Origin of the sequence: Tomitella biformata AHU 1821, assembly GCF_000524475.1 — a bacterium.
GTDB lineage: Bacteria > Actinomycetota > Actinomycetes > Mycobacteriales > Mycobacteriaceae > Tomitella > Tomitella biformata.
Map to the genome: position 1 here is coordinate 12,945 of NZ_BAVQ01000009.1, position 26,589 is coordinate 39,533.

Consider the following 26,589-nt stretch of genomic DNA (forward strand, 5'->3'; position numbering starts at 1 on the left):
CAGTTCAAACTAATCGACCGGCCGGTGTGGTGTCAATCACTCACTGACCTGACCCGCAGCCTCCTAGCCGAAAGAAGGGCACCAATGGCGTCCCGAAACATGCTTGCCGTGCAGTTGACCGAGTGGGGCAGCGAGCCCACTGCGCGGGAAGTGCCTGTCCCCACACCCACGGGCACCGAACTGCTGATCGCTGTCGGCGCCGCCGGGCTCTGCAGGTCCGACCTGCACGTGATGGATACTGCGCCCGGGAAATTCGCCTACTCACTGCCAATGACTCTGGGACACGAGGTCGCCGGCACGGTTGTCGAGGCGGGGCCCGACGCTGACCATGCCAGGATCGGCGACTCCGTTGTGGTCCATGGCATCTGGGGCTGCGGAGCCTGCCGGAACTGCCTTCGGGGTCGGGAGAACTACTGCCTGTGTCTCGGCGTCGACGCCAACGGCCGCCGGCTCCCGCTGGGCAACGGCCTGGGCCACGACGGCGGCCTGGCCCAAGCCATGCTGGTCCCGCACGCGCGCCATCTCGTGAACACCGGCGACCTCGACCCCGTGCGTTCCGCGCCCCTGGCGGACGCGGGTCTGACCGCCTACCACGCGATCTCCGAGCACCGCGCGCTACTCGACCACAACTCCGTGTGCGCGGTCGTCGGCGTGGGCGGCCTTGGCCACATGGCGGTGCAGATCCTCCGGACCATGGGCGTCGGGCAGATCGTCGCGGTCGACACCCACGACGACGCGCTCAGCCTGGCCCGGAGCCTTGGCGCGCATAGCGCGGCCACCACACTGTCCGCGGGGCTCGGCGGAAATCTCGCCGATGTCGTGTTCGATTTCGTTGGCTCTCAGCGCACCCTGGAGGACGGGCTGTCCGCCTTGGCACCGGGCGGACGATTGGTCGCCGTGGGCAGCGCCGGCGGCCAATTGGCCGTGTCCAAGGATCTCGGGCTGGCCACGGGCTGGTCCGTGAGCGCCCCGTTCTGGGGTTCGGCGGGCGACCTCGCAGCGGTGGTGGACCTCGCGCAACGCCGCGAGCTCGAGGTCACCTCCACCACGTTCGACCTCATTGACGCTGTGGAGGTGTACCGAGAGCTACGGCACGGCCACATCAGTGGCCGTGCCGTAGTGATTCCCCCGCCACTGGAGTTGTAACGCTCCAATTTCTACGCTCTAGGCGCAGGTCCAGCCTCCGTCGACATACAGCTCGCTGCCGGTGACGTACCGTGCGTCGTCACCGGCAAGGTAGGCCACCGCGGCGGCGATGTCCTCCGCCTTGCCCAGCCGCCCCATCGGAGTGTTCGCGAGCATCGCCGCATGGCGATCTGTGCCCTCATACCGCTCCATCAACTGGTCTGTGCCGATGAACCCAGGGTGCACCGAGTTCACGCGCACGCCCTTCTGCGCCCAATGGAGTGCAGCGTTCTTGGTCATCGTGCGCACCGCGCCCTTCGCGGCGGCATAAGCCAGGCTGTTGCCCAAACCGCCGACGGAGCCCAGGATCGAGCAGATGTTGACGACCGAGCCCCCACCGGTCTCCTCGATCGCCGCCCCGGCATGCTTCATCCCAAGCCAGGTGCCGGTTTGGCTGATATCGATGACCTTTTGGTACGTCTCGAGCTCCTCGTCCACAACGCTTGCGAGGCTGCCTGCGGCGGCGTTGTTGATCAGCACATCGAGTGTGGAGTATTTGTCCATGACGGCCGCGATCACGCCCGCCCACTCGTCCTCACTCGAGATATCCAATGTCGCACCGTAGTGCCGCGCGTGACCGGGCAGGCCCGCGATGAGGTCGTCGATCGGTGTGCCGACCAGGTCGGTGGCCACAACCGCAGCGCCCTCCTGAGCCAGGCGGCGGGCGATTTCGCCCCCCAGCCCACCGGTGGCGCCGGTGACCAGCGCCACCTTTCCCTCTAGTCGAGTCTCGCCTACTGCCATCTGGTCCTCCTATAGCTTGCTGAGCACGTTGCGGCCACCAACCAGCATGGCCAGGATTACGCCGATGCTGGTCACCGCGGTCATCAGGAGCGCCATGGCTGCGACCAGCGGATAGGAGCCGTTCTGCCACATGTCATAGAGCAGTGTCCCCATGACCTGGGTGGTCGATGCCCGCACTAGCAGGGAGGCGGCGAACTCGTGCGTGAGCAGGATGAACATCAGCGCCACCGCACCTAGAATCGCCGGCCGCATCAGCGGGAGCATGATGCGCAGGTTGGTCACCATCGGCGAGGCCCCGCTGGTGGCGGACGCCTCGGTATAGGCATTGCCCAGCGACAGCATCGCCGTCATCTGCATTCGAGTTGCGAACGGCAGCATCAAGACGATGTAGACCAGGATGATCACTGTGCGAGTCCCGTAGAGGATCAGCGGCGGCTCGGTGTAGGTGAGCAGGAACCCCACGCCGAAGATCACGGCCGGGATACCCAGCGGCAGCGAGGCCATCAGGTCGCCGATCAGGCTGAGAATCTTGAAACGCCGACCGCGCACCAGAAGGTTCGCCAGCATGTAGCCGATCGGCACACACACGGCCACGGCACCGAGCGAGGTGACCACGCTGGTGATCACCGATTCCATGACGGCCGGATCGTCCACCAGCGCCCGGAAGTTGTCGAGCGTCAGCAGGCTCCAGGACAGTGAGCTCGACCAGTATGGCGTCAGAGACACGATGACCAGACCGATAATGGGAATCACCAGGGCGAATAGCGCGAACACCATGATGGTGACGCTTGCCCAGCGCGCACGGCCACCGGATGGCGCGAAGGCTTTGCCGCCGTGCGTGACGAAGCGACTCTGGTTTCCCAGCAGGTATTTTTGCACCAGGACCAACACGATGCCGAAGATCACCAGCGGAGATCCCGCGGCAGCCGCGGCAGCGAAGTCTGAGGGCGATTCCGACACTCTTCGGAACATGTCGGTGGTGAGCACGTTGACGCCGTTGTTCTGTCCGAGCAGCAGGGGGCCGGTGAACTGTCCAAGGCCGAGCAGGAACGCGATTCCGCCGCCGTAGACCAGAGACGGGCGCAGCAGCGGCAAGACCACGCGGAAGAAGACCCCGACGGTGGAGGAGCCGCTGATCTGCGCGGCCTCCAGATGCTCGCTGCTGATGTTCTGCATACCGGCGCTGACGAACAGATAGACGAAGGACGTCAGCCCAAAACCGGTGAGGATGATGATCCACGGCACCGTGTACACGTCGATGGGGCCGGTATCGCTATCGCTCCACCACATGATCTTCCGCAGGATCACATTGAGGTACCCCGGGCCCGGCGAGAGCAGGAAGGCCCAGCCGACGATGTTCGCGACGGCGGGCATCACGATCGGCATGATCGGGATCACCCGCAGGAATCCCATGCGATCGGGCAACCGGCTCGCGGCAAAGGCGAGCAGCGTTCCGAGGACCATGGCAATCACCAAGGAGCCCAACGCCAATGCCACAGTGGTCCAGATGGTCTCCGCGATATCGAACCGGCCGTACTGGCTCTTATATCCCTGGGCGCCGTCCTCGAACGCCAAGATCTGCAGCCGGACCATCGGCACGACTACGAGGTATGCCAGCACCGCCAAGAGAATGCTGTAGCCGATCCGCGCACGCCAGTGCGCCGACACGGAGAACGTCCGGAACCCGGTGGGGGCTGGTGGCGTTGTCGGCGTCGCGGACGCTGCTGGCGCCATGGTGCTCATGCGTGGCCTCCGGCTCCGCTGGACACGGAGTCCACGGCGCCGTCGACGTCAGGGGCGAATACGCGCAGAGCTGACGGCGAGAAACTCACCACCATGGGGTCACCGGTCTGGCTCTTCTTCAGCGTGGCGCTGTGCTCGACGGCCGGGGCTCGCAGGATGAGCTTGTCGGCGCCGCTTCGGACGGTGACGTCGTAGTAGCGGCCCCCGTACTCGTAGTCGACGAGTTCCGCGTGCAGGGCCACATTCCCTGCGGGCACCTCGGAGGCGGAAGCGTGCAGGGAGACGTCGTCGGGACGCAAACGCCCAATCGCCGCGTCAGCGCGGTCGGGAACCCCGCGGACCACCGCACGGCTGAGGTCCACCTGGTCCCCAGCAGCTGTCTCCCACCCGTGGGGCCCACGGCGGAGTTCAATCCGGTTGGACATACCGATGAAGGCCGCCACGTACTCGGATACCGGGTTCTCGAACACGGCCTCGGGAGCCTCGTACTGCTCGATCTTCCCGGACTTCATGATCGCCACTCGGTCACCGAGCGCGAACGCCTCAGACTGATCGTGGGTGACGAACACTGCGGTGAACCCCAGCTGCTGGTGGAGCCGGTGGATCTGCGACCGCACTTGGTCCCGCAGCCTCGCATCGAGGTTGCTGAGCGGCTCATCGAACAACACCAGATCCGGCTTGGCGACCAGTCCCCGCGCCACGGCGACGCGCTGCTGCTGGCCACCACTGAGCTGCGACGGGAAGCGGTCCAAGAGGCCCTCGCAGTCGACCATCGCGGCGGCCGTCTCGACCGAGCCGTCGCGCATCTCCGACCGCATCTTCCGGACCTTGAGCGGGTAGCCGATGTTTCTGCGCACGGTCATGTGTGGCCAGAGCGCATACGACTGGAAGACCATGCCGATGTTGCGCTTGTGCGCCGGCACGTCAACGTTCGCGGCGGCATCGAACATCTTCTGCCCCTTGAAGGTGATCTCGCCGCCCTGCGGTGTCTCCAGGCCAGCGAGGCACCTGAGCGTCGTGGTCTTCCCACATCCGCTGGGCCCGAGGAGGACGAGGAATTCCCCGTCCTCGATGGGGAGGTCCAGATTGTCGACAACCACGTTGTCGCCATACTTCTTAACCAGGCCATTTACTGTGAATTGCGTAGTCATTTCCCGCTCTCCGCGTTCTTCTTCTTCTTCGAGGTATGCACGCCTGCGGCGGTTCCACCGTCGACTAGGAGGTCCACACCGTTGACATAGCTGCTGCGACGATCGACCAGGAACAGGATCGCCTCTGCCACCTCGCCTGGCGATCCGCGGCGCTGGAGCGGGATGCTGCGCACATAGGCTTCCACATCGTCCGCAGCAAAATCTGGTAAGTCGGTGATACCGGTCTCGATGCTGCCAGGGCACACGCTGTTTACTCTAATTCCCTTGTGCGCCAACTCAATTGCAGCCACTCGACTTAGGGCCCGTACCCCGAACTTAGCCGCGCCATACGCGCCGAGCTCCGCAGTGGCCAGCACGCCGCGGAGCGAGGAGATGTTCACCACCGCGCCGCCCGGCACCATGTGGCGCGCGGCTGACCGCACACCGAGGAAGGTGCCCACCAGGTTGAGGTCGATCATTCGTCGGAAGGACTCGAGCGAGGTCTCCGCCAGGGGCGCCTTCATCGCCGCCCCTGCCGAGTTCACCAAGACCGTCAGCGGAGCCCCATCCGCTGCCATCTGGTCCACGGCCGCATCCCACGATTGCTCATCTCGCACGTCTAGGACTCGGAATCGATCTGCGGCTCCGAACTCCGCCGCGGTGCGACGCCCCTGCTCCTCATCGATGTCGGTGGGGTACACAAGCGCGCCCTCGCTGGCCAGCAAAGCCGCCGTCGCCGCCCCGATGCCGTTTGCCGCGCCGGTCACGAGCACGCCGACCCCGCGCAGGCCGCCCGCGGGCGCCACTCCGGCCGGACCGCCGGAGACTTCGGATGAGGTCACTGGAACACCTCGGACCACTGCTGCGAGTACTCGCGGACCTTGTCCGGAGTGAGGTCGGCGGTGTTCGGCATCGTGATCTCCTGGGCCCGGGCCACAGCGCCGGGGATATCTGGCAACACAGCGGCGTAGCCGGAGTTCAGCGCGGTCTGGCCCTCTTGGCCCAACATGAAGTTGACGAGCACCTGCGCGGCGTTGGGATGCGGCGCGACATTGAGGACTTGGGTGTACCACGGGGTGCCCCACGGCGAGGACGGCAGCGCCCAATCGACGGGCGCGCCACTGTCCACTTCGGTGACGAGGGGCTGGACTGAGGGCGCCACTGAGATCTCACCGGAGGTCAGCGCCTGCGCGACGCCTAGTGCGCTCGGGTAGACGCGGGGGCCGAGCTCGGCGACCTGGCTCCAGAAGTCCTGCCCGTAGGTGTCCGCGTAGAAGCGGTACATGTCCACGTAGGAGGCGATCCCGGTCGGGTTGACGATCCCGATCTTGCCGCTGTAGGCAGGGTTGATGATGTCCTCCGGCTTGCTGAGCCCGTCTGGGACCGCGTCGGTGTTCCAGCCGAGCGCGAACACCGCCGCGCTGGTCAGGGCGAACTTGTCATCGATCACGCTGGCTGACCGGTCGTACTCGGGTGCATCCAGATTCGGAGCCACCAGGTCCGTGGAGTAGGTCCCGGACTTCGCCGCGATGTCGATCCACGCCGCGTCCGTGAGCATGTGGACGTCGGCGATGCCCTTCCCGGTCTTATTCTCGGTCTCCACCCGTGGGTTGATCTCCGGGTCGGTCCCCCGCACGAAACTCATCGTGATCTCGGGGTATTCGGACTCGAAGGCCGCCTTGAGCGCTTCCAGGTTCGCCGGCTTCTGGCTTGAATAGAGCATCACCTCGCCCTCTTCGTTGGCTGCCGCGACGATCTCGTCCCAGCTGCCATCCACGGGAGCAGTAGCACCACCACCGCTGCTGCACGCCGAGACTCCAAGGACGACGGCGGCCGACAGCAACGCTGTCACCGCACGCGATAACTTCATCATGTTTTACGTTCCTTTCGTGGCTGTCGTACGGCCCTCGGCGACAGGCGGTCCCCCCGAACTGCATGTGCGGGTCGTCCAGTCGGCAATCCTCTGGGTCCCACCCCAGGTCAGTGAACCGATCTCAGTTCAGGACTCTAACGTGGTCATGTTGTGATGTCAATCACCAGCTTGGAGGCCATAAACACCCCCTGCGGCCAACCCCTCAGCGCTGGCGTCGCAACCGGCGGCGAGGCGCTCGAATGCGGCCGAAACCCGTTGGCTCCATGAGGAATCGACGCGTGGAGTCCTCGACGAGGTGCCCGGCCAATCGAGCCCTAACCCGGCCTTCCGGGATGGTCAACCGATCCCGTTCTTGGGCCAGAAAGTCATCCCAGACATGGAAGGTGGAGAGCTCCACAAACGTCCCTGGGTCGCTCATGTCCTCCCAAACGACGCAATCCACGGCTCCGAGCCGGAGCCGCGATAGCCGAACCTCGCGCATATCCCGGACGAACTCGGCACGCCGATCCGGTCGGACCACATAGCGCGTCTCCACTCCCGCCCTCCGGCCACGCATATCGGAGTCAGCCACCCGGTCCCACTCCGGGTCGGAGCTGCCCGCGGGCTCCGGCACCAGCTCGTCGCCGCCACGAATCCGAACTCGGAGGAAGGTCGCGCTGGCGGCGCCCATCAAAACCGCGCTGATGAACAGCGCTGGCACCAGTCCAAGCCAGTCCGCCACGAGGCCCCAAGTCATGGCGCCGGCGGCCTGCACCGCCTGCCCGGTCACGATCAGGATCCCGAGCACTTGCGCCCGAATCCACGCCGGCACCACATGGTGCGCCGCCACCATCCACGTGCTCTGCACCGCCACCCAAGCGGCGCCCGCCACCACCATCAGCCCAGACACACCTGGAACCGAGGGGATCACCGCCATGCCCGCCAACACAACGGCGTAGGCGATGGCGCCAAGCGCCACAAACGAATTCCAGGACAAGCGGCGACGCAACGGCATCAGCAGCAAGGTCCCCATCACTGCGCCGATCCCGATGGCACCGGAGACCAGCCCGAATTCGAAGGTGGTCGCATGCAATCGCTCATTCGCAACTATCGGGAGCAGCGCCCACAGCGCGCTAGACGGCACTCCAAACGCGACCATCAAGAGCAGCAGAGTGCGCATCCAGCTCGAGTGCCGGATGAATCGGGTTGCCGTCGCAATGTGCTGGGTCCAGGAGTCGGGCGCGCGCCCTCGCCCCGAGTCGCGCGGCACCTGCCAGGCGGCGATCGCGGCGCACACCGCGAACACCACGGCGACCGCCACAAATGTGGCCGAGGTGCCGAACGTCGCCAGGATCGCCCCGCCGATCACCGGCCCCACCGCGCGCGCACCGTTGAAGACGGCGCCATCGAGCGCTGGCACCACAGCCATCAGCGGCCGGTCGACAAGATGGGGCAGCAGCGCCTGCCAGACGATCGCCATGGTCGCCAGACCCGCGCCGGCCACGAATACCGTGGACATAAGCACGGCGACCCCGACCACGTCCAGCGTAGCCAAGATCGCGGCTACCGCCGAGATCCCCGCCAGCGCCACCGACGCGGAAACGAGCAGCAGCCGGTGCCCGACCACATCCGCCACAGCGCCGATCGGCAGGCCGAGGAGGAAGAAGGGCAGGCTCGCGGCCACCTGAACCGTGGCGACGACGGTCGCAGACTCGCCCCCCACGGTGAGAATCCACTGCGCCGCAAGGACGATGATCCAGACGCCCACGGAAATGCCGAGCTCAACGGGGACCAGGAGCCGGAAACGACGCACCCGCAACGGCGCGAACAACCCCACTTGACCCCCGCTCATCGCGGAGCCGGCCTTCCCCTCGGCGCCCGGCCGACCATCAGGCGAAGTCGACCTCGGGCGTTCGGGCGATCAGCAACCTCCGCACCTGCCCGGCACTGTCAATTTGCGCCGTCGCGGTGAAGGACGCTTCGAACTCCCCCGCCCGGGTGGTCCGCCCAAGCACCAACTCATGGCCGGATGCCGCCACACCGACGTCGACGTGGTGGATCAGGGTGCTCTTCTCCCGTTGCGCGAGGTAGCCGATCAGCCCATCGCGGTCGCCGACAAATTCCGCAGACTGTCCATCCCCCTTCGAGAACTGGACCGACATCACGAAATCACTGGTGATCATGTCCAGGACGTGATCGGGCGCGTCGGAGTCCATGTGGGCGAACCACTGGGCGAGCACCGGAGTCGTCATTGCGTTGGTCATCGAACCTCTCCTGCCGGTAGAACCGAGAACTCGGCGCTGAATGCGACCTGGTAGCGGTCGATCAGGCCGTCCGCGCCGATATGCATGACGCCGGTGAAGTAGCCCGTGGTGCGCTCGCCGTTCTCCGTCACCTCACCCTGCGCGAACTCCAGGTCCCCGTCGGCGGCGGCGCGCAGGACCACATGCTGACGGTCCACCGGGGGCCGGCCGCGCAGGTAGCTGAGCATCTCTGACCTCCCCCTACCCCGATTTTCGCCGGTCGGGAGGATCATCGCGAACTCCACGTCTTCGGCGAGGAGAGCTGTCGCCTCCTCCAGCCGCCCGCTGTCGAGCGTCGCGTAGTACTTCTCCATTTTTGCCATAAAGTGAATTTAGTTCAGGACTTCCCCGCTGTCGAGTCTTGACATCCATCACACCGCAAGATAGAACTTGAACCGAATCCAGTTCATCTAGCGAAAAGGTGCCCCCATGATCGACACCGACCACATCATCCTCGAAAAAGACGGTCCCATCGCTCGCGTTTGGCTCAACCGCCCCCACAAGAAGAACGCGGTCACCCCGGAGCTGTTGCACCGACTGGACGAGATCATCGTCGAGGTCGACAACGACCCTGAGCTGCGAGTTCTGGTGCTGCGCGGCCGCGGCAACATGTTCTGCTCCGGCTTCGACCTCGACATCCTGCTCAAGGACTACGTCGGCAGCACCAACGCGATGGACGTCGCCGTGCTCTCCGCCAAGGTCTGCGACCGCCTGTACTCGATGAACACGCCGTCGGTCGCGGTCCTCGAGGACTACGTCACCGCGGGCGGCTTCGAGCTGATGATCTCCTGCGACTTCGCCGTCGCCGCGGACGATGCCAAGATCGGCGATTTCCACATCCGCCGCGCGCTGTTCGGCGGCGCCGGCCCGATCTACCGCCTGCCGCGCATGATCGGCATCCGCAAGACCAAGGAGCTGATGCTCACCGGCAAGCTGCTCTCCGGCAAGGAGGCGACCGAGTGGGACCTCATCAACGCCTCGGCCCCGGCCGACAAGCTCGACGAGCTGGTGGATGATTTCATCGCACCGCTCATCGACAAGAGCCCGTTCATGATGAAGCTGACCAAGATGACCATCGACCGCGGCCTCGACGCCGACATCCAGTCGCTGATGGTCATGGAACACCTCGCGGTGGGCAACGCCCTGCAGTCCGAGGACGGCCGCGAAGGCGTCCAGGCATTCCTGGAGAAGCGCGAGCCCGTGTGGACCGGCCGCTAACGAGCAAGCACTGACAACCGGGACCGGAGGAACATAATGAAGCGCCAACAAGCCGTACTGCAGGGCTCGGAGTGCAGCACCTGCGGCGCCGTCGGCTTCCCAGCGAGCGAGCATTGCGCGCGCTGCGCCACACCGACGGCGCAACCCCGCGAGCTGAGCCGGGAGGGCACCGTCTGGACGTACACAGTTCAGCAGTTCGCGCCCAAGTCGCCGCCTTATGTTCCTCCGCCCGAGGGCTTTTCACCCTTCGCGGTCGGATTCGTAGAGCTCCCCGAGGGCATCCGCATCAGCGCCATTCTCGACTGCGAAGACTTCACCGACCTCACGGGCGCGCACGCCGTCCTGGTCGCCACCGAACCCGTGCCGCGGTTCGCCGTGAAACCACACACCGAAGAGGTGAACGGATGAACGACGACGTCGTAATCATCGGGGCCGGACTATCTAAGTTCGGCCGGCAGCCCGGAATCACCGGACGCCAGATGGCGGTGACCGCCATCCAGACGGCACTCACCGACGCGGGCATCCAGTGGCCGGACGTGCAAGTCGCCTTCGGTGGCAGCGATGGCTCCGGTTTGGCGGACACCCTGGTCGCCGAGCTCGGTCTCACCGGAATCCCCTTCACCAACGTCAAAAATGGCTGCGCCACCGGCGGCAGCGCACTGATCTCCGCGGTAAACGCGGTTCGAGCCGGTGCCGCCGAGATCGCCCTGGCCGTCGGGTTCGACAAACATCCCCGCGGCGCCTTCGACCCGCAGCCTGCGGACTGGGGCTTGCCCGAGGGGTACGGCGAGGCCGGCCTCATGGTCACCACGCAGTTCTTCGGCTCCAAGATCGCGCGCTATATGCGCCAGCACGGGATCAGCAACAACACGCTGGCCCGGGTTGCCGAGAAGGCCTACCGAAACGGCAGCCTGAACCCCAATGCATGGCGCCGGGACCCCATGTCCCTGGAACAAATCCGTGATGCGGACATGGTCAACGATCCCCTGACTCGTTACATGTTCTGCTCCCCCGGCGAGGGCGGAGCGGCCATCATCGTCGCCACCCCCAGCGCAGCACGCCGACTGGGCGCCCGCCCGGTGCGGATTCGCGCAATCAGCCATCAGACCCGACGCTTCGGCTCCTTCGAGGTCTTCAGTCCCGCGGTCCAGGGCAGCGGAGAGCCGCCCAGCGTGAGTGCGGACGCGGCGCGAGCGGCCTTCGCTCAAGCCGGGATCCTCCCCACCGAGGTCAACGTGGCACAGCTGCAGGACACCGAGAGCGGTGCCGAGATCATGCATATGGCGGAAGCCGGATTCTGTGAGCACGGCGAGCAGGAATCGTGGATCACCAATGGCGACACCGAGATCGGCGGCCGGCTACCGGTCAACACCGACGGCGGTTGCATCGCCAACGGCGAGCCCATCGGGGCCTCCGGCCTGCGGCAAGTCCACGAGGTCGTGACGCAGTTGCGCGGCGACGCCGGGGCCCGCCAGGTACCGAACTCCCCCAAGGTTGGGTTCACCCACGTGTACGGGGCACCGGGCATCAGCGCGTGCACTGTCCTGACGGTCTGACTCAAGGATCGAGACGAGAAATCGATGACCACACATACCCCCTCTGATCTGGCTGCCTTCACGGAGAAGGCCCGGACTTGGCTCGCCACCGTCGCCCTCCCCCGCTCGAGCAGCAAGTGGGGGGAAGGTTCGGATTCCGTGGCGGTGTTCGAGAACTGGACCGCCGCCGAGGAACGCGCGCACACCGATGCCATCGCGGCCTATGAGCAGCAGAAGTTCGACGCCGGCTGGGGCGCATTGACCTCGCCCCAGGTGTACGGCGGCCAAGACCTGCCGATGTCGTACGAGCTCGCCTTTCGCAGCGCAGAAGAAGAGTTCGACGTGCCCAGGCGCACCGAGATGTTCTCTGTCACACAGAATTTGGTGGCGCCGACCATCGCGCAGTGGGGCACGCCGGACCAGCGTGAACGTTACGTCCGCGCGATGCTGCGGACTGACCTCATCGCCTGCCAACTGTTCTCGGAGACCGAGGCTGGCTCCGACCTGGCGGCGGTGCGCACCAAGGCCGTCCTCGATGACTCGGGCATGTGGACGCTCAACGGGCACAAGGTGTGGACCTCAGGTGCGCGGGTGGCGGACTTCGGTGTCGCCGTCTGCCGAACCGATCCCAGCGCGCCCAAACACAAAGGCATGACCGTCTTCCTCGTCCCGATGGACGCCCCGGGGCTCAGTGTGCGGCCAATCCGTCAGATGACCGGCGGCACCTCCTTCAACGAGGTCTACCTCGAGGACGTGCGCCTCGAGGACCAGTACCGGCTGGGCCCCGTGGGCCAGGGCTGGTCGGTCGCGCTAACCGTGCTGGCCGCGGAGCGGTTGGACGGGGCCAATCTCGGCCTGGCCAATGCCGACCAAGCGATCGCGCTGGCACAGAACCTCGGCCGCGACCTCACGGAGATCGAGCGCGACAAGGTGGCCGACCTCGCCACCCGCATCATGGTCCAACGCATCGCCGGGATGCGCGTGGCACAGGCGATGGTCAACGGCGTCGAACCCGGGCCGGAGGCCTCGCTCGGCAAGCTGCTCGCCACCGACACGATGGCCCGCACCAGCGAGGTGGCCCGGCTCCTCCTGGGTTCGGATCTCGTCGCCGACCACAGCGGGTGGGGTCGGTTCGCCTGGTCCCAGCACGTCCTCGGCGCGCCCGGCTACCGCATCGCCGGTGGCACAGACGAGATCCAGCACAACATCATCGCCGAGCGGGTGCTTGGCCTACCTAGGGAGCCTCGACCATGAATGCCGGACTTCAGCAAAGAGTTTCGGACACCCTCCAGCAGACCCGGGGCCTGACGCTCACCTCGTTCGAGGTCCTTCCGGGCGGGCATTCCGGACTGACCTACCGGGTTGGCACCGATGGCGGCGACCTCGTGGTCAAGGCTGTGCCGGAGGGCCAGCGCCCCATCGGCCGACATGACATGCTCCGCCAGGCGGCGATCCTCACCGCACTCGCTGATACCGATGTGCCGGTACCCGGAGTCGTCGCGATCGATCGGTCCGAACCAGCGTGGTTTGCCATGGATCTCATCGTCGGGGAATCGCTGGAGCCGGTGCTTGATGATCCGGCTGTCCGCGCTGAACTCGCCGCCGCCCGGATGCTTCGAGCGGCGCAGATCCTGCCCCGCCTCCACGCCGTCGACTGGCGGACTCTCCCCGATGCGGGCGAGGCGCTGACGCCCGCGGACGAGCTCGCGCGCTGGGCAAAGACCCTACATGCGGTGCCACCGGCCTTGGTCGAGGGCGGCGAGCAGCTTCTCGAGCTCCTCGCAGCCACAGTCCCTGCCCCCATGGCTCCGACACTTGTGCACGGAGACTACCGACTGGGCAATATCATCTCGGCTGATCTTGAGCCGGCGGCGCTCATCGACTGGGAAATTTGGAGCATCGGCGATCCACGCGTCGAGTTGGGTTGGTTCCTCGTGTTCGCCGACGGCGCCAACTTCCCCGGTGTCGGCCGCGAGGTCCCTGGCCTCCCCAGCGCGGCAGAACTGATCGCCGCCTATACCGAGTCTGCGGACGGACTCCCCGACATGGCGTGGTTCAACGCTCTGGGGCGGCTAAAGATGGCCGCCATCATGGGCCACAACCTGCGCCGACACCGCGAGGGCCGGCATCACGACCCCGCTCAAGAGATGCTCCCCGCCACAATCAACCGGCTCATCGAAACCGGTACCGCCCTGCTGTCCGCTGCGCACTAACCGGCCCACTTTTCCCCGCCTGGAGGCTCATCATGGATTTCTCCTACTCTCCCAAGACCGTCGAGTTAGCCGAAAAGCTCGAATCCTTCATGGCCGACCATGTGTTCCCGGCCGAGCGCGTCTACGACGAGCAGATCGCCGCCAACGCCAATCCGCACGAGCAACCGCAGATCATGCGTAACCTGCAACAGATCGCCCGGGACCAGGGCCTGTGGAACCTGTTCATGACCCACGACGGGCTGGGTGCCGGCCTCACCAATCTCGAGTACGCGCCCCTCGCCGAGATCGTCGGCCGCTCGATCATCGGCAACGAGGCGATCAACTGCTCCGCGCCGGACACCGGCAACATGGAGATCCTGACCATGTACGGGACCGAGGCGCAGAAAGAGCAGTGGCTCAAGCCGCTGCTCGACTGCGACATCCGCTCCGCCTTCGCGATGACCGAGCCGGCGGTGGCGTCCTCGGACGCCACCAACATCACCTCGACGATCATCCGGGACGGCGACGAATACGTCCTCAACGGCCGCAAGTGGTACACCTCCGGCATCCTCGACCCCGATTGCAAGCTGATCATCTTCATGGGCAAGTCCGATCCGGACGGCCCCACCTATCGGCAGCAGTCCATGATCTTGGTGCCGGCCGACGCGCCGGGCGTCGAGGTGCTCCGCGACCTGCCCATGTTCGGCTTCACGGATCGGCTCGGCCACGGTGAGGTCCAGTTCACGGACGTGCGGGTGCCGGTGACGAACATGCTCGGGGCCGAGGGCGACGGCTTCGCCATTGCGCAGGGACGACTGGGGCCGGGCCGGATGCATTACGCGATGCGCGCTGTCGGTATCGCGGAGCGGGCCCTGGAGATGATGGTCCGACGATCGCTGGAGCGCGTCGCGTTCGGCGAGCCGCTGGCCAATCGCGGCGTCATCCGCGAGTGGATCGCGCGTAGCCGCATCGACATCGATCAGATCCGGCTCCAAGTGCTGTACGCCTCGTGGCTGATGGACACCCAGGGCAATGCCTCCGCACGGTCGGAGGTGGCGGCGATCAAGGTCTCGGCCATGGACATCGCCCACGAGGTGGTCAACCGCGCCGTGCAGACCTTCGGCGCCGCCGGAGTCAGCAACGACACCATCCTCGCTCGGCTGCACGCCATCACGCGAGCACTGCAGATCGCCGACGGGCCCAATGAGGTCCATCTGCGCACCATCGCCCGACTGGAGATCAAGAAATACTCATGAGCACAGACTTGACCGGAAAAGTAGCGCTGGTGACCGGAGCCAGCCGCGGCCTGGGGCTGGCTATCGCCCGCGGGCTCAAAGAGGCCGGCGCCACCGTCATCGTGTCCAGCCGCAAGATCGAGGCCTGCGATGAGGTCGTCGCCGCCCTCGACGGGGGCCCCGGCGAGGCGTACCCGCTGGCCCTGCACGTTGGCCGCTGGGACGAGCTCGAGCCCGCCGTCGACGGCATCATCGAGCGCCACGGCCGGCTCGACATCCTGGTCAACAACGCCGGGATCGCGCCGCTGGCAGACAACCTGATGTCGGTCTCGGAAGCCTTGTGGGACAAGACTATCGAGGTCAACGTGAAGGGCCCTTTCCGCCTCATGGCAGTGGTCGGGGACCGCATGCGCGCGGCCGGCGGCGGCTCCATCATCAATATCTCGAGCATCGGTGCGCTCCGACCGAGCCCCGCCGAGGCCATGTACGCGGCCGCCAAGAGCGGGCTCAACGCGTTAACGCAGGCCTTCGCCCAGGAATACGCTCCGACAGTGCGGGTCAACTGCGTCCTGCCAGGGAGCTTCGCCACCGATATGGCCGAGAACTGGGACGAGGAGTTCATCGGCCTGGTCACGGACGGGCTGCCGGCTGGCCGCCTCGGGGATCCGCGGGAGATCGCGGGCATGGTGACGCACCTCGCGGGCGACAACGCCGGTTACACCACCGGGGCGTTGATCCCGGTGGATGGCGGCCGGACCGCGGTCTACTGACGGAGATGACAAATATGACCGAATCAACCACAGCAGAACTATTGTCAGGAATGTTCGGCCTCCACGGCAAGACCGCGGTAGTCACTGGGGCGTCATCGGGGCTCGGGCTGGGTTTCGCCACCACGCTCGCCGCGGCTGGCGCGACCGTGGTGGCCGCGGCCCGGCGGCTCGACCGGCTCGAGCAACTCGCCGCAGACAATCCGACGATCATCCCTGTGCAGTGCGATGTCACCTCCGATACCGACCGCCAAGCGCTCATCGAGCGGGCTTTCAAGGTGACGGGCACCGTCGACATCCTCATCAACAACGCGGGGATGCCGGGGCCCCCGGACGCCGAGCAGGAGACTGCGGAGGGATTCTCGTCCCTCCTCGATCTGAATTTGGCGGCCGGATTCCACCTTTCCACCGCACTGACCCGTCGTCTTGACGAGGGCGCGAGCACCTCCATCATCAACATCTCCTCGGTGATCGGCCTCGTGTCGACCGCCCCTATTGGCGGGGCCTCTTATGCCGCGTCCAAGGCGGGCACGCTTGGCATGACCCGAGAGCTCGCTGGGCAATGGGGCCGGCGTGGGATCCGGGTGAACGCGGTCGTGCCCGGTTGGTTCGACACCGACATGACCGATGGGCTGTTCGCCAACGAGAAGTCCGCCGGATGGGTTCGCCGGAACACCATGCTCGGCCGAGGCGGCCAGCCCGGCGAGGTCAACGGGGCGATCGTCTTCCTGGCCTCAGATGCCTCGAGTTACGTCACCGGCCAGACCCTCGTCGTCGATGGTGGTTGGACGGCGCGATGAGCAGGACAACCCCGACTCCGGTGCTCCCCTCCGCGATAGATTGCGGAGGGCGCAGCGCGCCACAGCATCAGTTCAGAGGTGATTTCGTGTGAGAATTCTGGCATCCGAGATGCGCGCCCGTGCGCGCGTGTCTCCCGACCTCGTCGCCGTGATCGACCAGTACGGCGAGCATTCGTTGGGCGTGCTGATGGCCGCGGCGGAGGCGATGGCTGGCGCACTCGCCTGGCATACCTCCTCCGCGCCGACCGCCATCGTCGCCGCCGACAACAGCTGGCGCACCCTCGCCTCCGCGATCGCCGTCGGGCTCCGCGGCGGTGTCGTCGCGGTACTGAGCCCCCATGCCACGGCCGGAGAGTTCGCGCTCGCTCTCGCCGACATCGAGCCCGACGTCGTGATCGCCGACCAGTCCATCGCCGAGCGATGGGGCGTCGACGCGGAGGATTTCCCCCACCTGCTGCCCGGCTGCGCCGGTCGAGACATCCTGGCCGCCAGCCAGTTCGGCTCGATCGATCGGTGGCGGGACGGAGCCGTGATCGCCATGACCTCCGGCAGCACCGGCAGGCCAAAATGCGTGGTGCAGACCGAGGAAGCGCTCCGATACGCGGCGCAATCGACCATTGATGTCGTCGGGCTGAGGCCAGAGGATGCCATTGGCGCATTCGTCCCGCTGTCCTCTGTGGCGGCCGCCTGCTTCGGAATGTATCTGCCCGCATATCTCGGTGGCACCATGGTGTGCGTCGAGAGGTGGACCCCCACGGTTGCGCTCCACGCGATCCGAGACCACCAGGTGGCATGGACCATGCTCGTGCCCACTATGGCGCTGCAGCTGTCGGTCGCCGAGGGCTCTGAGCAGCCGCTGACCAGCTTGCGCGCGATGACAGTCGGCGGCGGGCCGATGAATGTGCGAGCACTGCAGGAGGCCGAGGAGAAGCTGGGCACAGTGTTCCTGCGCGTGTTCGGCATGTCGGAGTGCCTCGGGCACACCACCCCGGCCCTCGACGATCCGCCCGAGACGCGTCTCGGGCGTGATGGCCGCCCCTTCCCCGGGACCATCGTGCGGGCCGTCGACAGCGCCGGTACCTCCCTGCCCCCCGGGCAGATCGGCGATGCACAGGTCCGCGGACCATCGATGTTCCTGGGATACGCCCGCGACGGCGTCCCCCAGTTGCCCGAGCTCACAGCCGACGGCTTCCTGCCCACCGGAGACTTGGTGGAAATCGGGGAAGACGGCTTCATCCAGGTGATGGGCAGGCAGAAGCAGATCATCATTCGCGGCGGCCGAAACATCGACATCAACGAGGTCGAGAGCGCCATCGCCCACATACCCGGCATCGTGCAGGTGTGCGTCGTGCCTGTGCCAGACGATCTCCTCGGCGAACGGGCCGCGGCGCTGATCGTCACCGGCGGTGCGGAGATGACTTTGCAATCGGTGACCGAACGGCTCGACCATGCTGGATTCCCCAAATTCAAATGGCCGGAGTATCTGTTCACGGTCGATGACCTGCCCCAAAACCGCGTCGGGAAGCTCTCCCGGCCCGACGCCGTCCAACTGGCCCGCGAACTCGCCGGCCAAGCCTGAACACAAACCGAGAGGAAATTATGTTCAATCTGATGGTTCTAGCCTCCAGGCCCAGCGACTGGACCCACGAGCAGTACATCGAGTGGTGGCGCGGCGAGCACGCCGAGGTGACTTACCCGCTGCCGGGGCTGCTGCGCTGGCAGCACACCGAGATTGTGGAGGGGATCGATGAGAAGTCCGCGGGGTGGGATGGGCTCTCGATCCTGAGCTTCGAATCCCGCGAGGCCTTGGATGCCGCGCTGGCCAGCGACGAGTGGAAGGCTGCCATCGCGCACGTTGGGGACATGCGCGGCCGCCGGATGATCTGGTACGGCAACGAGCAGACGATGGTGCCGTTGACCGACTCCGGATCATGACCCTTGAGTGGGTGGAGCCCGGCTGCCACCCGGTCGCCGACGGCGTCTACCGGATTCCGCTGACGCTGCCCCAGGACGGTCTCCGCGCGGTGAATGTCTATGTGCTCGAGACCGATTCGGGTCTCGCCCTGATCGACGGCGGATGGCATCGCCCCGACACCTACCTCGAATTCTCGACCGCATTGGCCGAGATCGGACGGAGTCCGGACGAGGTCCACGACGTCTACGTCACGCATATTCACCGCGACCACTACACCTTCGCCGTCGAGTTGCGCCGGCGTCATGGGGCACGCGTCCATCTCGGGTCGAAGGAGGCCGCCGGCCTGGATGAGATCGCCCTCGTCAACAGCAACGTGCCCGAGACGTCCCTTGGCGAGCTTCGGCGGGCTGGCGCCCCCCAGCTCGCCGCGGACGCCTACGCGCTCACCGTGGACGAGCCGTTCGACCTGGCAGATTGGGAGACGCCCGACGGCTGGCTCTCCCCCGGCATGCTGCCGCTGGCCGGCCGCAATATCGAGGCCGTCCACACACCCGGACATACCAAGGGACACATCGTCTTCCACGACCACGACAACTCCCTGTCCTTTACCGGGGACCACATCCTGCCGAGGATCACCCCCTCGATCGGGTTTGAGCTGGGTAAACCTGATCTGCCGCTGGGGCGGTTCCTCGACTCTTTAACCATGATGGCGGACGACGACACTCACACCGTCGCCCCCGCCCACGGCGCCGTCGGCGGCAAGGTCGGATCACGGGCGCGCGATCTGCTCAGACATCACGATGTCCGGCTCGACCAGATTCTAGAGATCCTGGATCAGTGCGGACCCCAGAACGGGCATGCGGTGGCGTCGACCCTGACCTGGACTGGCCGCAATCGCTCGTTCGCCAGCCTCGACACGCTGAACCAGATGTTCGCGGTGTGCGAGACGATGGCGCATCTCAATCTCCTCGTGGTGCGGGGCGAGCTCTCACTCGGTCACGCGGACGAGGTCAGCGTTTACAGCTGAGGCATCACGGCACGCGGTGGGTCCACTCCGCGCGGCTGAACTTCGTCGCCACCAGCTCCCGCGCCTCGGCCAACTCGCCTGGCGTGTAGTCGCTGTCGCGGGTGTCGTACTGCGCGCGGAAGTGCTCCGCGAAGGACGTGAGGATCGCCGCGCGCGTCATCCCGGTCTGCGAGCGCAGCGGGTCCACCCGCTTGGCCGCGCTCTTGGTCCCCTTGTCGGACATCTTCTCCCGGCCGATGCGCAGCACCTGCGTCATCTTCGCCGCGTCGATGTCATAGGCCATCGTCACGTGGTGCAGCACCGCGCCGTTCGCGAACCGCTTCTGCGCGGCCCCGGCGATCTTGCCCTTATCCGAGGCGATGTCGTTGAGCGGCACATACCGGGCGTTGATCCCCACCTCCGCGAGCGCGCCCATCACCCACTCGTCGAGGAACGCGTAGGACCGCTCGAAACTCAAACCCTCCACCAGCGACCCCGGCACGACGAGGGAATACGTTACGCAGTTGCCGGGCTCCATGAACATCGCGCCGCCGCCGGAGATCCGCCGCACCACGCCGATGCCATGCGCTGCCGCCTGCTCCTCATCGACCTCGTTGCGCACCGACTGAAACGAGCCGATCACCACCAGCGGCGAGTCCCAGTCCCAGAACCGCAGGGTGGGCGGGCGCTGCCCGGTCGCGACCTCGCGGGCGATCACCTCGTCCAGCGCGACGTGCATCGCGGGGTCCAGCACCACCGGCCCGATGACGTCGAAGGTGTGGTCCGCCCAGCTCGTCGCGTGCCCCAGCGCCCGCCGGACCGCGATGCCCACCGACTCGGGGGTGAAGCCAATCATCGACACCGACTCGTCCAGCCGGGTCGTGATCGCCGTCGCAAGCTGCTCGACATTCGCGTCGGCGGGCATGCCGGTCAGCGCCGCGTTGATCTCGGCCAGCGCCTCGTCAGGCTCAAGGAAGAAGTCTCCCGAGACCGCGACGTTGGCAAGGAGCCCGTCCACCACATCGACCTCGACCGCGACCAGCTTGCCGCCCAAGACTTTGTATTCTCCGCGCATCTTCTTACCCTATCGAGGCTGTTGCCGAATCGTGGAGAAGACGTCTCGACGACCGGCTCCCCGGCGGTTCTGGCGTCGGGCCCGGCCCCTAGTCCACGTTCGGCGCCCACTGCACGCCGTTGATGTGGCTACCGCCATCGACAAAGAGGGTGTTGCCCGTCAAGTACCGGCAATCGTCGCCGCCGAGGAACACTGCGACGGGGCCGATGTCGTCCAGCGGATCGCCAAGGCGGCCCATGGGATTCGCGGCGTCCATCCGCGCGGCGTTCTCCGGGCTTGCCGCCGCCATCCGGTTGTAGGCGTCGCTCTTCGCCCCGGGGCAGATGATGTTGCAGCAGATCTGGTGCTCAGCCCATTCGCGCGCGGCAGTGCGGGTGAGCGTGCGCAGTGCCTCCTTCGCCATGTTGTATGCCACCGAGTACATGTGGGCGTTGACGCCGTTGAGCGAGGCAATGTTGATCACCCGCCCCGTGCCGTGCTTGCTCAACTCGGGAAACGCGGCCTGCATCCCCCAGAACGCCGCCATCGCCCCCACCTCGAACCCGGCCCGAACCGACCCCTCCGGCGTCTTCTCCAGCCGCGCATAAGGGATTCCGCCCCAGGCGTTGTTGACCAGCACGTCGAGGCGGCCGAAGTGCTCGACGGCAGTGGCGATCATGTCCTGGACCTGCTGCCTGTCGGCGACATCGGTGCGAACGAACTCGACGTTCGCCCCGTACTGCTCACGGAGCTCGGTCGCGGCCTTGGCACCGGCCTCCTCGTTGAGCTCGGCGATCAGCACATTCGCACCGGCCTGGACATACGCCTCCGCGATGCCCCGGCCGATCCCCAGACCGCCCCCGGTGATCACCGCAGACCTGCCAGCCAACCGTTCAGACATCTCGTCACTCCCATCATCGACAACCGTGGCCTCGCGCGGCGGGGCCCTCCGGAATTCCTCGTCACCATCCGACAATGGGGCCGCCCATGAGGGCGGCACGGTCTCACTGAACAGGACTCCGCAATCCAGGCGACACCGGGCGTTGGGCACTGTGTGCCACAACCCCCGACAACCCCGGGCCACGGAACGCCAAAGGATGCCGGAGATCGGCTACCACGATCATTTCTGGGTACTTCGTGGTGCCGCAATATCCGTCGCCCTTGATCGGCGGACCAGGAATAAGGAGAACAACACGTGTTGAGTTCAAGAGGCCGCGCGAGTATCGCAGCCGTCGTGGTGCTGGGCAGCCTGGTACTGGCGTCCTGTGCCAGCGGCGGCAGCGATGGAGCCACCGCGGGCGGTGGCAGCGATGACGCCACCACCATGGGATTGATCGGAAACCAGCCCGACGGCGGGGATCCCATCAGCGGCGGCAAGCTCACCTATGCCTCGTACTCGCCCATCGCAAGCCTGGACCCCACGGTCACCATGCCGTCGGGCGCGACGGGGGCGTCGGAGCTCAGCGCCGTCTACGACGTGCTGGCACGCTGGGACCCGGTCGATGACACCTTCAAGCCGCAGTTGGCGCAGGAGATCACGCCGAACGAGGACTTCACGTCCTGGACCGTGACCCTGCGCGACGGCGTCAACTTCAGCGACGGCACCCCGCTGAACGCCGAGGCCGTCACCTGGAGCATCGACCGCTTCGTCGAGAAGAAGGGCCTCAACGGCCAGCTGATCTCGGAGGGTGTCGCCTCGACCACCACCCCGGACGAGCACACCGTGGTGTTCGATCTGCACCAGCCCTCGGCCACTTTCCCCGCGCTGCTGGCCGCCGGCCCCGGCATCATCGTGGCGCCCAGCTCGGTGCAGGGCGATGAGTTCACCCCGATCGGCGCAGGCCCGTTCACCGTCGAGCGCTTCGCCCCCCAGGATGAGCTTGTCCTCGCCCCCAAGGCCGACTACTGGGGCGGCAAGCCGTACCTGGACCAGCTTCGCTTTGTGAACATCGCCGGTGACCAGGCGAAGATCGACGCGATGGACTCCGGCGGCATCCAGATGGCCTATCTCCGCAGCCCGGAGACCGTCACCGCGGCCCGTGAAGCCGGGGGCGTCGGCATGCAGGAGATCAACAGCCTCGGCAACTTCGGCATGATCAACAACAGCGAAGGCCGCCCCGGCGCCGACATCCGCGTCCGCAAGGCCATGGCCTACGCGATCGACCCCGCCCAGATCGACCAGCGCGTCGCCAACGGCACCGGCCTGCCCGGGTCCGAGATCTTCATGCCCTGGTCCAAGTGGCACACCGAGAGCACCCCGATCACCCAGGACACGGCCAAGGCGAAGGAGTTGCTCGACGAGGCCAAGGCCGACGGCTACGACGGGCACCTGACCTACACGTCGCTCTCCGCGCCCACCGCGCAGGCCCAGGCCCTCTCCGTGCAGGCACAGCTGCAGGCGGTCGGTTTCAATGTCGAGATCGTGTACCTCAACAACGCCACCGATGTCACCAAGCGCAACTACATCGAGCGCGACTTCGATATCAGCCGCGGCGCCGCCAGCCTCATGGAGCAGGACCCCTACATCCGCTTGGACAGCTCCCTGAGCAGCACCTCCCCCTCCAACGCCCTCGGCTTCTCCGATCCGGCGATGGATGCCGCGCTGGAGGAGTTGCAGACGGCGACCACGGACGACGCGAAGCGCGCGGCCATCGCCAAGATCCAGACGGTGGTCAACGAGGAGGTCCCGTTCCTGTCCTGGGGCGCGCAGGCCACCTTCATCACCTGGCAGGACGACGTGCACGGCGTCAAGCCCAGCCTCGACACCGTCATCCTGTTCGACAAGGCGTGGATCGGCTAGTAAAAGTTCTCGATCCACAGTTGACCGGCGCGGCTCCCATTGGGAGCCGCGCCGGTCGCGTTTGCCACCGCGTCCCACCCAGCAACGTGCCCGCATCCACACAGGTGTCGCTGGCCCCGTCCAGCGACCGACGGGCCAAGCACACCTGATGGCCCGAATGCTAGGACTAACGTACGGAAGAACGGGCCACCGCCGTCCCGGCTGTGTAATGTCAGGCCCACCACAACTGCATTCGCCGAACCGAGACTGGAGCCACCGCGTGTTCGATTCACCCTCCGGCGAGTTTCCCGGCCGTCACATCGGCCCCGATGCCGACGCGGCCCGCCACATGCTCGATACGCTGGGTTATGAGAGCCTCGACGCTCTGATCGACGCCGCCGTACCCGCTCAGATCCGCAGCACCTACGCGATGGACCTGCCGTCCGCGCGCACCGAGCAGGAGGTGCTGGCGACGCTGCGTGCGCTCTCCGAGCGGAACAGGCCGCGCATCCAGATGATCGGCCTGGGCTACCACGACACCGTCACCCCGGCAGTGTTGCGGCGCAACATACTCGAGTCCCCTGCCTGGTACACGGCCTATACGCCGTATCAGCCCGAGATCTCGCAGGGCCGGCTCGAGGCGCTGCTGACGTTCCAAACCCTGATCGAGGACCTCACCGCCCTGCCGCTGGCGGGGGCCTCCCTGCTCGACGAGGCCACCGCCGTCATGGAGGCCGTGCTGCTGATGCGCCGCGCCAACAAGGCGAAGCCGGAGTCCGCGGTGGTGGTGCTCGACGCCGACTGCCTCCCGCAGACCCTCGCCGTGGTGCAGGGGCGGGCCGAGCCGATGGGCATCCGCGTGGTGCTCGCGGACCTGACGACCGGGCTGCCCGACGGCGACATCTTCGGCGTCGTGCTGCAGGCCCCCGGCGCGAGCGGCGCCGTGCGCGACAACGCGCCGCTGATCGCGCAGGCCAAGGCGCGCGGCGCGTTCGCCGCCGTCGCCGCGGACCTGCTGTCGCTGACGCTGCTCACTCCGCCCGGCGAGCAGGGCGCGGACATCGCGATCGGCTCGGCGCAGCGCTTCGGCGTGCCGCTATTCTTCGGCGGCCCCCACGCCGGGTACATCGCCGTGCGGGCGGGCCTGGAACGCATGCTCCCGGGCCGCCTCGTCGGAGTCTCCGTCGACGCCGCCGGGAAGACCGCCCACCGCCTGGCCCTGCAGACCCGCGAGCAGCACATCCGCCGGGAGAAGGCCACCAGCAACATCTGCACCGCCCAGGCCCTACTGGCCAATGTCGCGGCGATGTACGCCGTCTACCACGGCCCAGAAGGCTTGCGCGCCATCGCAACCCGCGTCCACGTGCACGCCAGCTCGATCGCCGAGGGGCTGCGTACCGCCGGGCACGTCATTGTCCACGACACGTTCTTCGACACCGTCCTCGTCGAGGTCCGCGGCTGGGCCCGCGATGTGGTGGCGCGCGCCGAGCGCGACGGCATCAATCTGCGACTGGTGGACCCGAACTTCGTCGCGGTCTCGTGCGACGAGCTCACCACAACCGGCATCGTCGAGCGGGTCGTCGACGCCTTCCGCATCGGGATCCAGGCCGACGCGGCCGAGCCCAGCCCGGGACCGGCACTGCCCCAAGCGCTGCTGCGCACCTCGAAGTTCCTGCAGCACCCGGTCTTCGCGCAATACCAGTCGGAGACCGCGATCATGCGCTACCTACGCAGACTCTCCGATAAGGACCTGGCGCTGGACCGCACGATGATCCCCTTGGGCTCGTGCACCATGAAGCTGAACTCCGCCGTGGAGATGGAGCCGATCAGCTGGCCCGGCTTCGCCAGCATCCACCCGCTCGCCCCGAGGGCCCAGACCCGCGGCTACCGGGAGCTGATCGCCGACCTCGAGGACTGGCTCGCCGAGATCACCGGCTATGACCGAGTCTCGTTGCAGCCCAACGCCGGATCGCAGGGCGAGCTGGCTGGCCTGCTCGCGATCCACCACTACCACGCCAGCCGCGGCGACCATTCCCGCAACGTGTGCCTGATCCCGCAGTCCGCGCACGGCACCAATGCCGCGTCCGCCGTGCTTGCCGGGATGCGCGTGGTGGTCGTCGCCACCGCCGAGAACGGCAACATCGACCTGGCGGACCTGCGGGCAAAGATCGCCGCCCACGAGGGCATGGTCGCCGCGATCATGCTGACCTATCCCTCGACGCATGGCGTGTATGAGGGGGAGGTGACGACGGTCTGCGAGCTGGTGCACGACGCCGGCGGCCAGGTCTACGTCGACGGCGCCAACCTCAACGCGCTCGTCGGGCTCGCGCAGCCCGGGCAGTTCGGCGGCGACGTCTCACACCTGAACCTGCACAAGACGTTCTGCATCCCCCACGGCGGCGGCGGCCCCGGCGTCGGGCCCGTCGCGGTGCGCGCGCACCTCGCCCCGTTCTTGCCTGCGGACCCGCTGAATGCACGGGCCGAGGGGTTCGGGCCGCCGGTCTCGGCGGCCAACTACGGCTCCGCCGGGATCCTGCCGATCACCTGGGCCTACATCGCGCTCATGGGGCCAGACGGGCTCACCAGCGCGACCACGACGGCCGTCCTCACCGCGAACTACGTGGCGCGCTCGCTGACCGAGCACTACCCGGTGCTGTACACCGGGCCGGCGGGGCTGGTGGCCCACGAGTGCATCCTCGACCTGCGCGCCATCACCAAGGCCACGGGCGTGACAGCCGAGGACGTCGCTAAGCGGCTGATCGACTACGGCTTCCACGCGCCGACACTGTCTTTCCCCGTGGGCGGCACCCTCATGGTCGAGCCCACCGAGTCGGAGGATCTGGCCGAGCTGGACCGGTTCATCGCGGCGATGATCGCGATCCGCGGCGAGATCGACCGAGTCGGCAGCGGCGAGTGGCCCCTGGCCGAGAGCCCGCTGCGCCAGGCCCCGCACACTGCGGAGATGGTCACGGCCGACGAGTGGAAGCTGCCGTACTCGCGCCAGCTCGCGGCGTACCCCGTGCCGACCCTGCACGCTGCGAAGTACTGGCCGCCGGTGCGCCGCATCGACGGCGTGCACGGGGACCGCAACCTCGTTTGCTCCTGCCCCCCGCCCGAGCACTACGCCTAAC

General features: G+C 66.8%; 24 protein-coding genes. 14 read left to right on the forward strand and 10 right to left on the reverse strand.

Annotation, left to right across the window (positions count from 1 at the left end; translation table 11 throughout):
• The first annotated feature begins 84 nt into the window (after nucleotides 1-84).
• Nucleotides 85-1,146: an NAD(P)-dependent alcohol dehydrogenase gene (locus tag TBIF_RS05805; protein ID WP_038170010.1), complete on the forward strand. Its 1,062-nt coding sequence runs from the start codon at nucleotides 85-87 to the stop codon at nucleotides 1,144-1,146.
• 18 nt (nucleotides 1,147-1,164) lie between these two features.
• On the opposite strand, the gene TBIF_RS05810 is transcribed toward TBIF_RS05805, so the two are convergent.
• The 8 genes from TBIF_RS05810 to TBIF_RS05845 form a co-directional block, all read right to left on the reverse strand.
• Nucleotides 1,165-1,929, reverse strand: a complete 765-nt coding sequence (locus TBIF_RS05810; RefSeq protein ID WP_024793910.1) for an SDR family NAD(P)-dependent oxidoreductase — start codon at nucleotides 1,927-1,929, stop codon at nucleotides 1,165-1,167.
• A 9-nt stretch (nucleotides 1,930-1,938) separates the two neighbouring features.
• Nucleotides 1,939-3,663 (reverse strand): ABC transporter permease, encoded by a 1,725-nt coding sequence (locus TBIF_RS05815; protein WP_372435165.1) that lies wholly within the window; start codon nucleotides 3,661-3,663, stop codon nucleotides 1,939-1,941.
• A gap of 5 nt (nucleotides 3,664-3,668) precedes the next feature.
• Nucleotides 3,669-4,823, reverse strand: coding sequence for an ABC transporter ATP-binding protein (locus tag TBIF_RS05820; protein WP_024793912.1), 1,155 nt, complete (start codon nucleotides 4,821-4,823; stop codon nucleotides 3,669-3,671).
• Nucleotides 4,820-5,644: an SDR family NAD(P)-dependent oxidoreductase gene (locus tag TBIF_RS05825; protein WP_024793913.1), complete on the reverse strand. Its 825-nt coding sequence runs from the start codon at nucleotides 5,642-5,644 to the stop codon at nucleotides 4,820-4,822. The genes TBIF_RS05820 and TBIF_RS05825 overlap by 4 nt, the downstream gene beginning before the upstream one ends.
• The gene (locus TBIF_RS05830) at nucleotides 5,641-6,672 is read right to left on the reverse strand and encodes an ABC transporter substrate-binding protein (protein ID WP_024793914.1); all 1,032 of its coding nucleotides are present in this window, start codon (nucleotides 6,670-6,672) and stop codon (nucleotides 5,641-5,643) included. Before TBIF_RS05830 ends, TBIF_RS05825 begins: the two co-directional genes overlap by 4 nt.
• 205 nt (nucleotides 6,673-6,877) lie before the next feature.
• Entirely contained in the window at nucleotides 6,878-8,506 is a 1,629-nt protein-coding gene (locus tag TBIF_RS05835; RefSeq protein ID WP_084611564.1) for an MFS transporter, read from the reverse strand.
• A gap of 37 nt (nucleotides 8,507-8,543) precedes the next feature.
• A complete protein-coding gene (locus TBIF_RS05840) occupies nucleotides 8,544-8,918 on the reverse strand; it encodes a hypothetical protein (protein ID WP_024793916.1) in 375 nt (124 codons plus the stop codon).
• Nucleotides 8,915-9,280, reverse strand: coding sequence for a nuclear transport factor 2 family protein (locus TBIF_RS05845; RefSeq protein ID WP_024793917.1), 366 nt, complete (start codon nucleotides 9,278-9,280; stop codon nucleotides 8,915-8,917). The genes TBIF_RS05840 and TBIF_RS05845 overlap by 4 nt, the downstream gene beginning before the upstream one ends.
• A gap of 106 nt (nucleotides 9,281-9,386) precedes the next feature.
• Here TBIF_RS05845 and TBIF_RS05850 point away from each other — a divergent pair, with 106 nt between their 5' ends.
• From TBIF_RS05850 to TBIF_RS05900, 11 genes are all read left to right on the forward strand, one after another.
• Nucleotides 9,387-10,175 (forward strand): enoyl-CoA hydratase/isomerase family protein, encoded by a 789-nt coding sequence (locus TBIF_RS05850; RefSeq protein ID WP_024793918.1) that lies wholly within the window; start codon nucleotides 9,387-9,389, stop codon nucleotides 10,173-10,175.
• 36 nt (nucleotides 10,176-10,211) lie between these two features.
• Nucleotides 10,212-10,583 carry a Zn-ribbon domain-containing OB-fold protein gene (locus TBIF_RS05855; protein ID WP_024793919.1) on the forward strand — a complete coding sequence of 124 codons (372 nt, stop codon included), beginning with the start codon at nucleotides 10,212-10,214 and terminating at the stop codon, nucleotides 10,581-10,583.
• Nucleotides 10,580-11,731, forward strand: a complete 1,152-nt coding sequence (locus TBIF_RS05860; protein WP_024793920.1) for a thiolase family protein — start codon at nucleotides 10,580-10,582, stop codon at nucleotides 11,729-11,731. Before TBIF_RS05855 ends, TBIF_RS05860 begins: the two co-directional genes overlap by 4 nt.
• A 24-nt stretch (nucleotides 11,732-11,755) precedes the next feature.
• Nucleotides 11,756-12,964 carry an acyl-CoA dehydrogenase family protein gene (locus tag TBIF_RS05865; protein ID WP_024793921.1) on the forward strand — a complete coding sequence of 403 codons (1,209 nt, stop codon included), beginning with the start codon at nucleotides 11,756-11,758 and terminating at the stop codon, nucleotides 12,962-12,964.
• Nucleotides 12,961-13,923 (forward strand): phosphotransferase family protein, encoded by a 963-nt coding sequence (locus tag TBIF_RS05870; RefSeq protein ID WP_024793922.1) that lies wholly within the window; start codon nucleotides 12,961-12,963, stop codon nucleotides 13,921-13,923. Before TBIF_RS05865 ends, TBIF_RS05870 begins: the two co-directional genes overlap by 4 nt.
• Before the next feature lie 32 nt (nucleotides 13,924-13,955).
• Nucleotides 13,956-15,158: an acyl-CoA dehydrogenase family protein gene (locus TBIF_RS05875; RefSeq protein WP_024793923.1), complete on the forward strand. Its 1,203-nt coding sequence runs from the start codon at nucleotides 13,956-13,958 to the stop codon at nucleotides 15,156-15,158.
• Nucleotides 15,155-15,907, forward strand: coding sequence for an SDR family NAD(P)-dependent oxidoreductase (locus TBIF_RS05880; protein ID WP_024793924.1), 753 nt, complete (start codon nucleotides 15,155-15,157; stop codon nucleotides 15,905-15,907). Before TBIF_RS05875 ends, TBIF_RS05880 begins: the two co-directional genes overlap by 4 nt.
• A 14-nt stretch (nucleotides 15,908-15,921) precedes the next feature.
• Nucleotides 15,922-16,704: an SDR family NAD(P)-dependent oxidoreductase gene (locus tag TBIF_RS05885; RefSeq protein WP_051461375.1), complete on the forward strand. Its 783-nt coding sequence runs from the start codon at nucleotides 15,922-15,924 to the stop codon at nucleotides 16,702-16,704.
• A gap of 109 nt (nucleotides 16,705-16,813) precedes the next feature.
• Nucleotides 16,814-18,283 (forward strand): class I adenylate-forming enzyme family protein, encoded by a 1,470-nt coding sequence (locus tag TBIF_RS22950; protein WP_038170016.1) that lies wholly within the window; start codon nucleotides 16,814-16,816, stop codon nucleotides 18,281-18,283.
• 20 nt (nucleotides 18,284-18,303) lie between these two features.
• Nucleotides 18,304-18,639 carry an EthD family reductase gene (locus tag TBIF_RS05895; protein WP_024793926.1) on the forward strand — a complete coding sequence of 112 codons (336 nt, stop codon included), beginning with the start codon at nucleotides 18,304-18,306 and terminating at the stop codon, nucleotides 18,637-18,639.
• Nucleotides 18,636-19,646, forward strand: a complete 1,011-nt coding sequence (locus tag TBIF_RS05900) for an MBL fold metallo-hydrolase (protein WP_024793927.1) — start codon at nucleotides 18,636-18,638, stop codon at nucleotides 19,644-19,646. The genes TBIF_RS05895 and TBIF_RS05900 overlap by 4 nt, the downstream gene beginning before the upstream one ends.
• 4 nt (nucleotides 19,647-19,650) lie before the next feature.
• Here the strand turns inward: TBIF_RS05900 and lplAB are convergent, their stop codons facing one another.
• Together lplAB and TBIF_RS05910 are read right to left on the reverse strand one after the other, a co-directional pair.
• On the reverse strand, nucleotides 19,651-20,700 hold the full coding sequence (lplAB, locus tag TBIF_RS05905) for a lipoate-protein ligase LplAB (protein ID WP_024793928.1): 1,050 nt from the start codon (nucleotides 20,698-20,700) through the stop codon (nucleotides 19,651-19,653).
• A gap of 88 nt (nucleotides 20,701-20,788) precedes the next feature.
• The gene (locus TBIF_RS05910) at nucleotides 20,789-21,580 is read right to left on the reverse strand and encodes an SDR family NAD(P)-dependent oxidoreductase (RefSeq protein WP_038170019.1); all 792 of its coding nucleotides are present in this window, start codon (nucleotides 21,578-21,580) and stop codon (nucleotides 20,789-20,791) included.
• Nucleotides 21,581-21,874: 294 nt separating this feature from the next.
• Here TBIF_RS05910 and TBIF_RS05915 point away from each other — a divergent pair, with 294 nt between their 5' ends.
• Together TBIF_RS05915 and gcvP are read left to right on the forward strand one after the other, a co-directional pair.
• On the forward strand, nucleotides 21,875-23,479 hold the full coding sequence (locus tag TBIF_RS05915) for an ABC transporter substrate-binding protein (protein WP_024793930.1): 1,605 nt from the start codon (nucleotides 21,875-21,877) through the stop codon (nucleotides 23,477-23,479).
• A gap of 208 nt (nucleotides 23,480-23,687) precedes the next feature.
• A complete protein-coding gene (gene gcvP, locus TBIF_RS05920) occupies nucleotides 23,688-26,588 on the forward strand; it encodes an aminomethyl-transferring glycine dehydrogenase (protein ID WP_084611565.1) in 2,901 nt (966 codons plus the stop codon).
• Nucleotide 26,589 lies beyond the last annotated feature (1 nt).

Bases quoted from the DNA above. Each gene is read 5' to 3' on its own strand.
- TBIF_RS05860 (WP_024793920.1), top strand. From the start codon at position 10,580: ATGAACGACGACGTCGTAATCATCGGGGCCGGACTATCTAAGTTCGGC.
- TBIF_RS05870 (WP_024793922.1), top strand. From the start codon at position 12,961: ATGAATGCCGGACTTCAGCAAAGAGTTTCGGACACCCTCCAGCAGACC.
- TBIF_RS05840 (WP_024793916.1), bottom strand. From the start codon at position 8,918: ATGACCAACGCAATGACGACTCCGGTGCTCGCCCAGTGGTTCGCCCAC.
- TBIF_RS05830 (WP_024793914.1), bottom strand. From the start codon at position 6,672: ATGAAGTTATCGCGTGCGGTGACAGCGTTGCTGTCGGCCGCCGTCGTC.
- TBIF_RS05875 (WP_024793923.1), top strand. From the start codon at position 13,956: ATGGATTTCTCCTACTCTCCCAAGACCGTCGAGTTAGCCGAAAAGCTC.
- TBIF_RS05885 (WP_051461375.1), top strand. From the start codon at position 15,922: ATGACCGAATCAACCACAGCAGAACTATTGTCAGGAATGTTCGGCCTC.
- TBIF_RS05815 (WP_372435165.1), bottom strand. From the start codon at position 3,663: ATGGCGCCAGCAGCGTCCGCGACGCCGACAACGCCACCAGCCCCCACC.
- TBIF_RS05835 (WP_084611564.1), bottom strand. From the start codon at position 8,506: ATGAGCGGGGGTCAAGTGGGGTTGTTCGCGCCGTTGCGGGTGCGTCGT.
- TBIF_RS05900 (WP_024793927.1), top strand. From the start codon at position 18,636: ATGACCCTTGAGTGGGTGGAGCCCGGCTGCCACCCGGTCGCCGACGGC.
- TBIF_RS05880 (WP_024793924.1), top strand. From the start codon at position 15,155: ATGAGCACAGACTTGACCGGAAAAGTAGCGCTGGTGACCGGAGCCAGC.
- lplAB (WP_024793928.1), bottom strand. From the start codon at position 20,700: ATGCGCGGAGAATACAAAGTCTTGGGCGGCAAGCTGGTCGCGGTCGAG.
- TBIF_RS05850 (WP_024793918.1), top strand. From the start codon at position 9,387: ATGATCGACACCGACCACATCATCCTCGAAAAAGACGGTCCCATCGCT.
- TBIF_RS05845 (WP_024793917.1), bottom strand. From the start codon at position 9,280: ATGGCAAAAATGGAGAAGTACTACGCGACGCTCGACAGCGGGCGGCTG.
- TBIF_RS05810 (WP_024793910.1), bottom strand. From the start codon at position 1,929: ATGGCAGTAGGCGAGACTCGACTAGAGGGAAAGGTGGCGCTGGTCACC.
- gcvP (WP_084611565.1), top strand. From the start codon at position 23,688: ATGTCAGGCCCACCACAACTGCATTCGCCGAACCGAGACTGGAGCCAC.
- TBIF_RS05910 (WP_038170019.1), bottom strand. From the start codon at position 21,580: ATGTCTGAACGGTTGGCTGGCAGGTCTGCGGTGATCACCGGGGGCGGT.
- TBIF_RS05820 (WP_024793912.1), bottom strand. From the start codon at position 4,823: ATGACTACGCAATTCACAGTAAATGGCCTGGTTAAGAAGTATGGCGAC.
- TBIF_RS05805 (WP_038170010.1), top strand. From the start codon at position 85: ATGGCGTCCCGAAACATGCTTGCCGTGCAGTTGACCGAGTGGGGCAGC.
- TBIF_RS22950 (WP_038170016.1), top strand. From the start codon at position 16,814: ATGCGCGCCCGTGCGCGCGTGTCTCCCGACCTCGTCGCCGTGATCGAC.
- TBIF_RS05865 (WP_024793921.1), top strand. From the start codon at position 11,756: ATGACCACACATACCCCCTCTGATCTGGCTGCCTTCACGGAGAAGGCC.
- TBIF_RS05855 (WP_024793919.1), top strand. From the start codon at position 10,212: ATGAAGCGCCAACAAGCCGTACTGCAGGGCTCGGAGTGCAGCACCTGC.
- TBIF_RS05895 (WP_024793926.1), top strand. From the start codon at position 18,304: ATGTTCAATCTGATGGTTCTAGCCTCCAGGCCCAGCGACTGGACCCAC.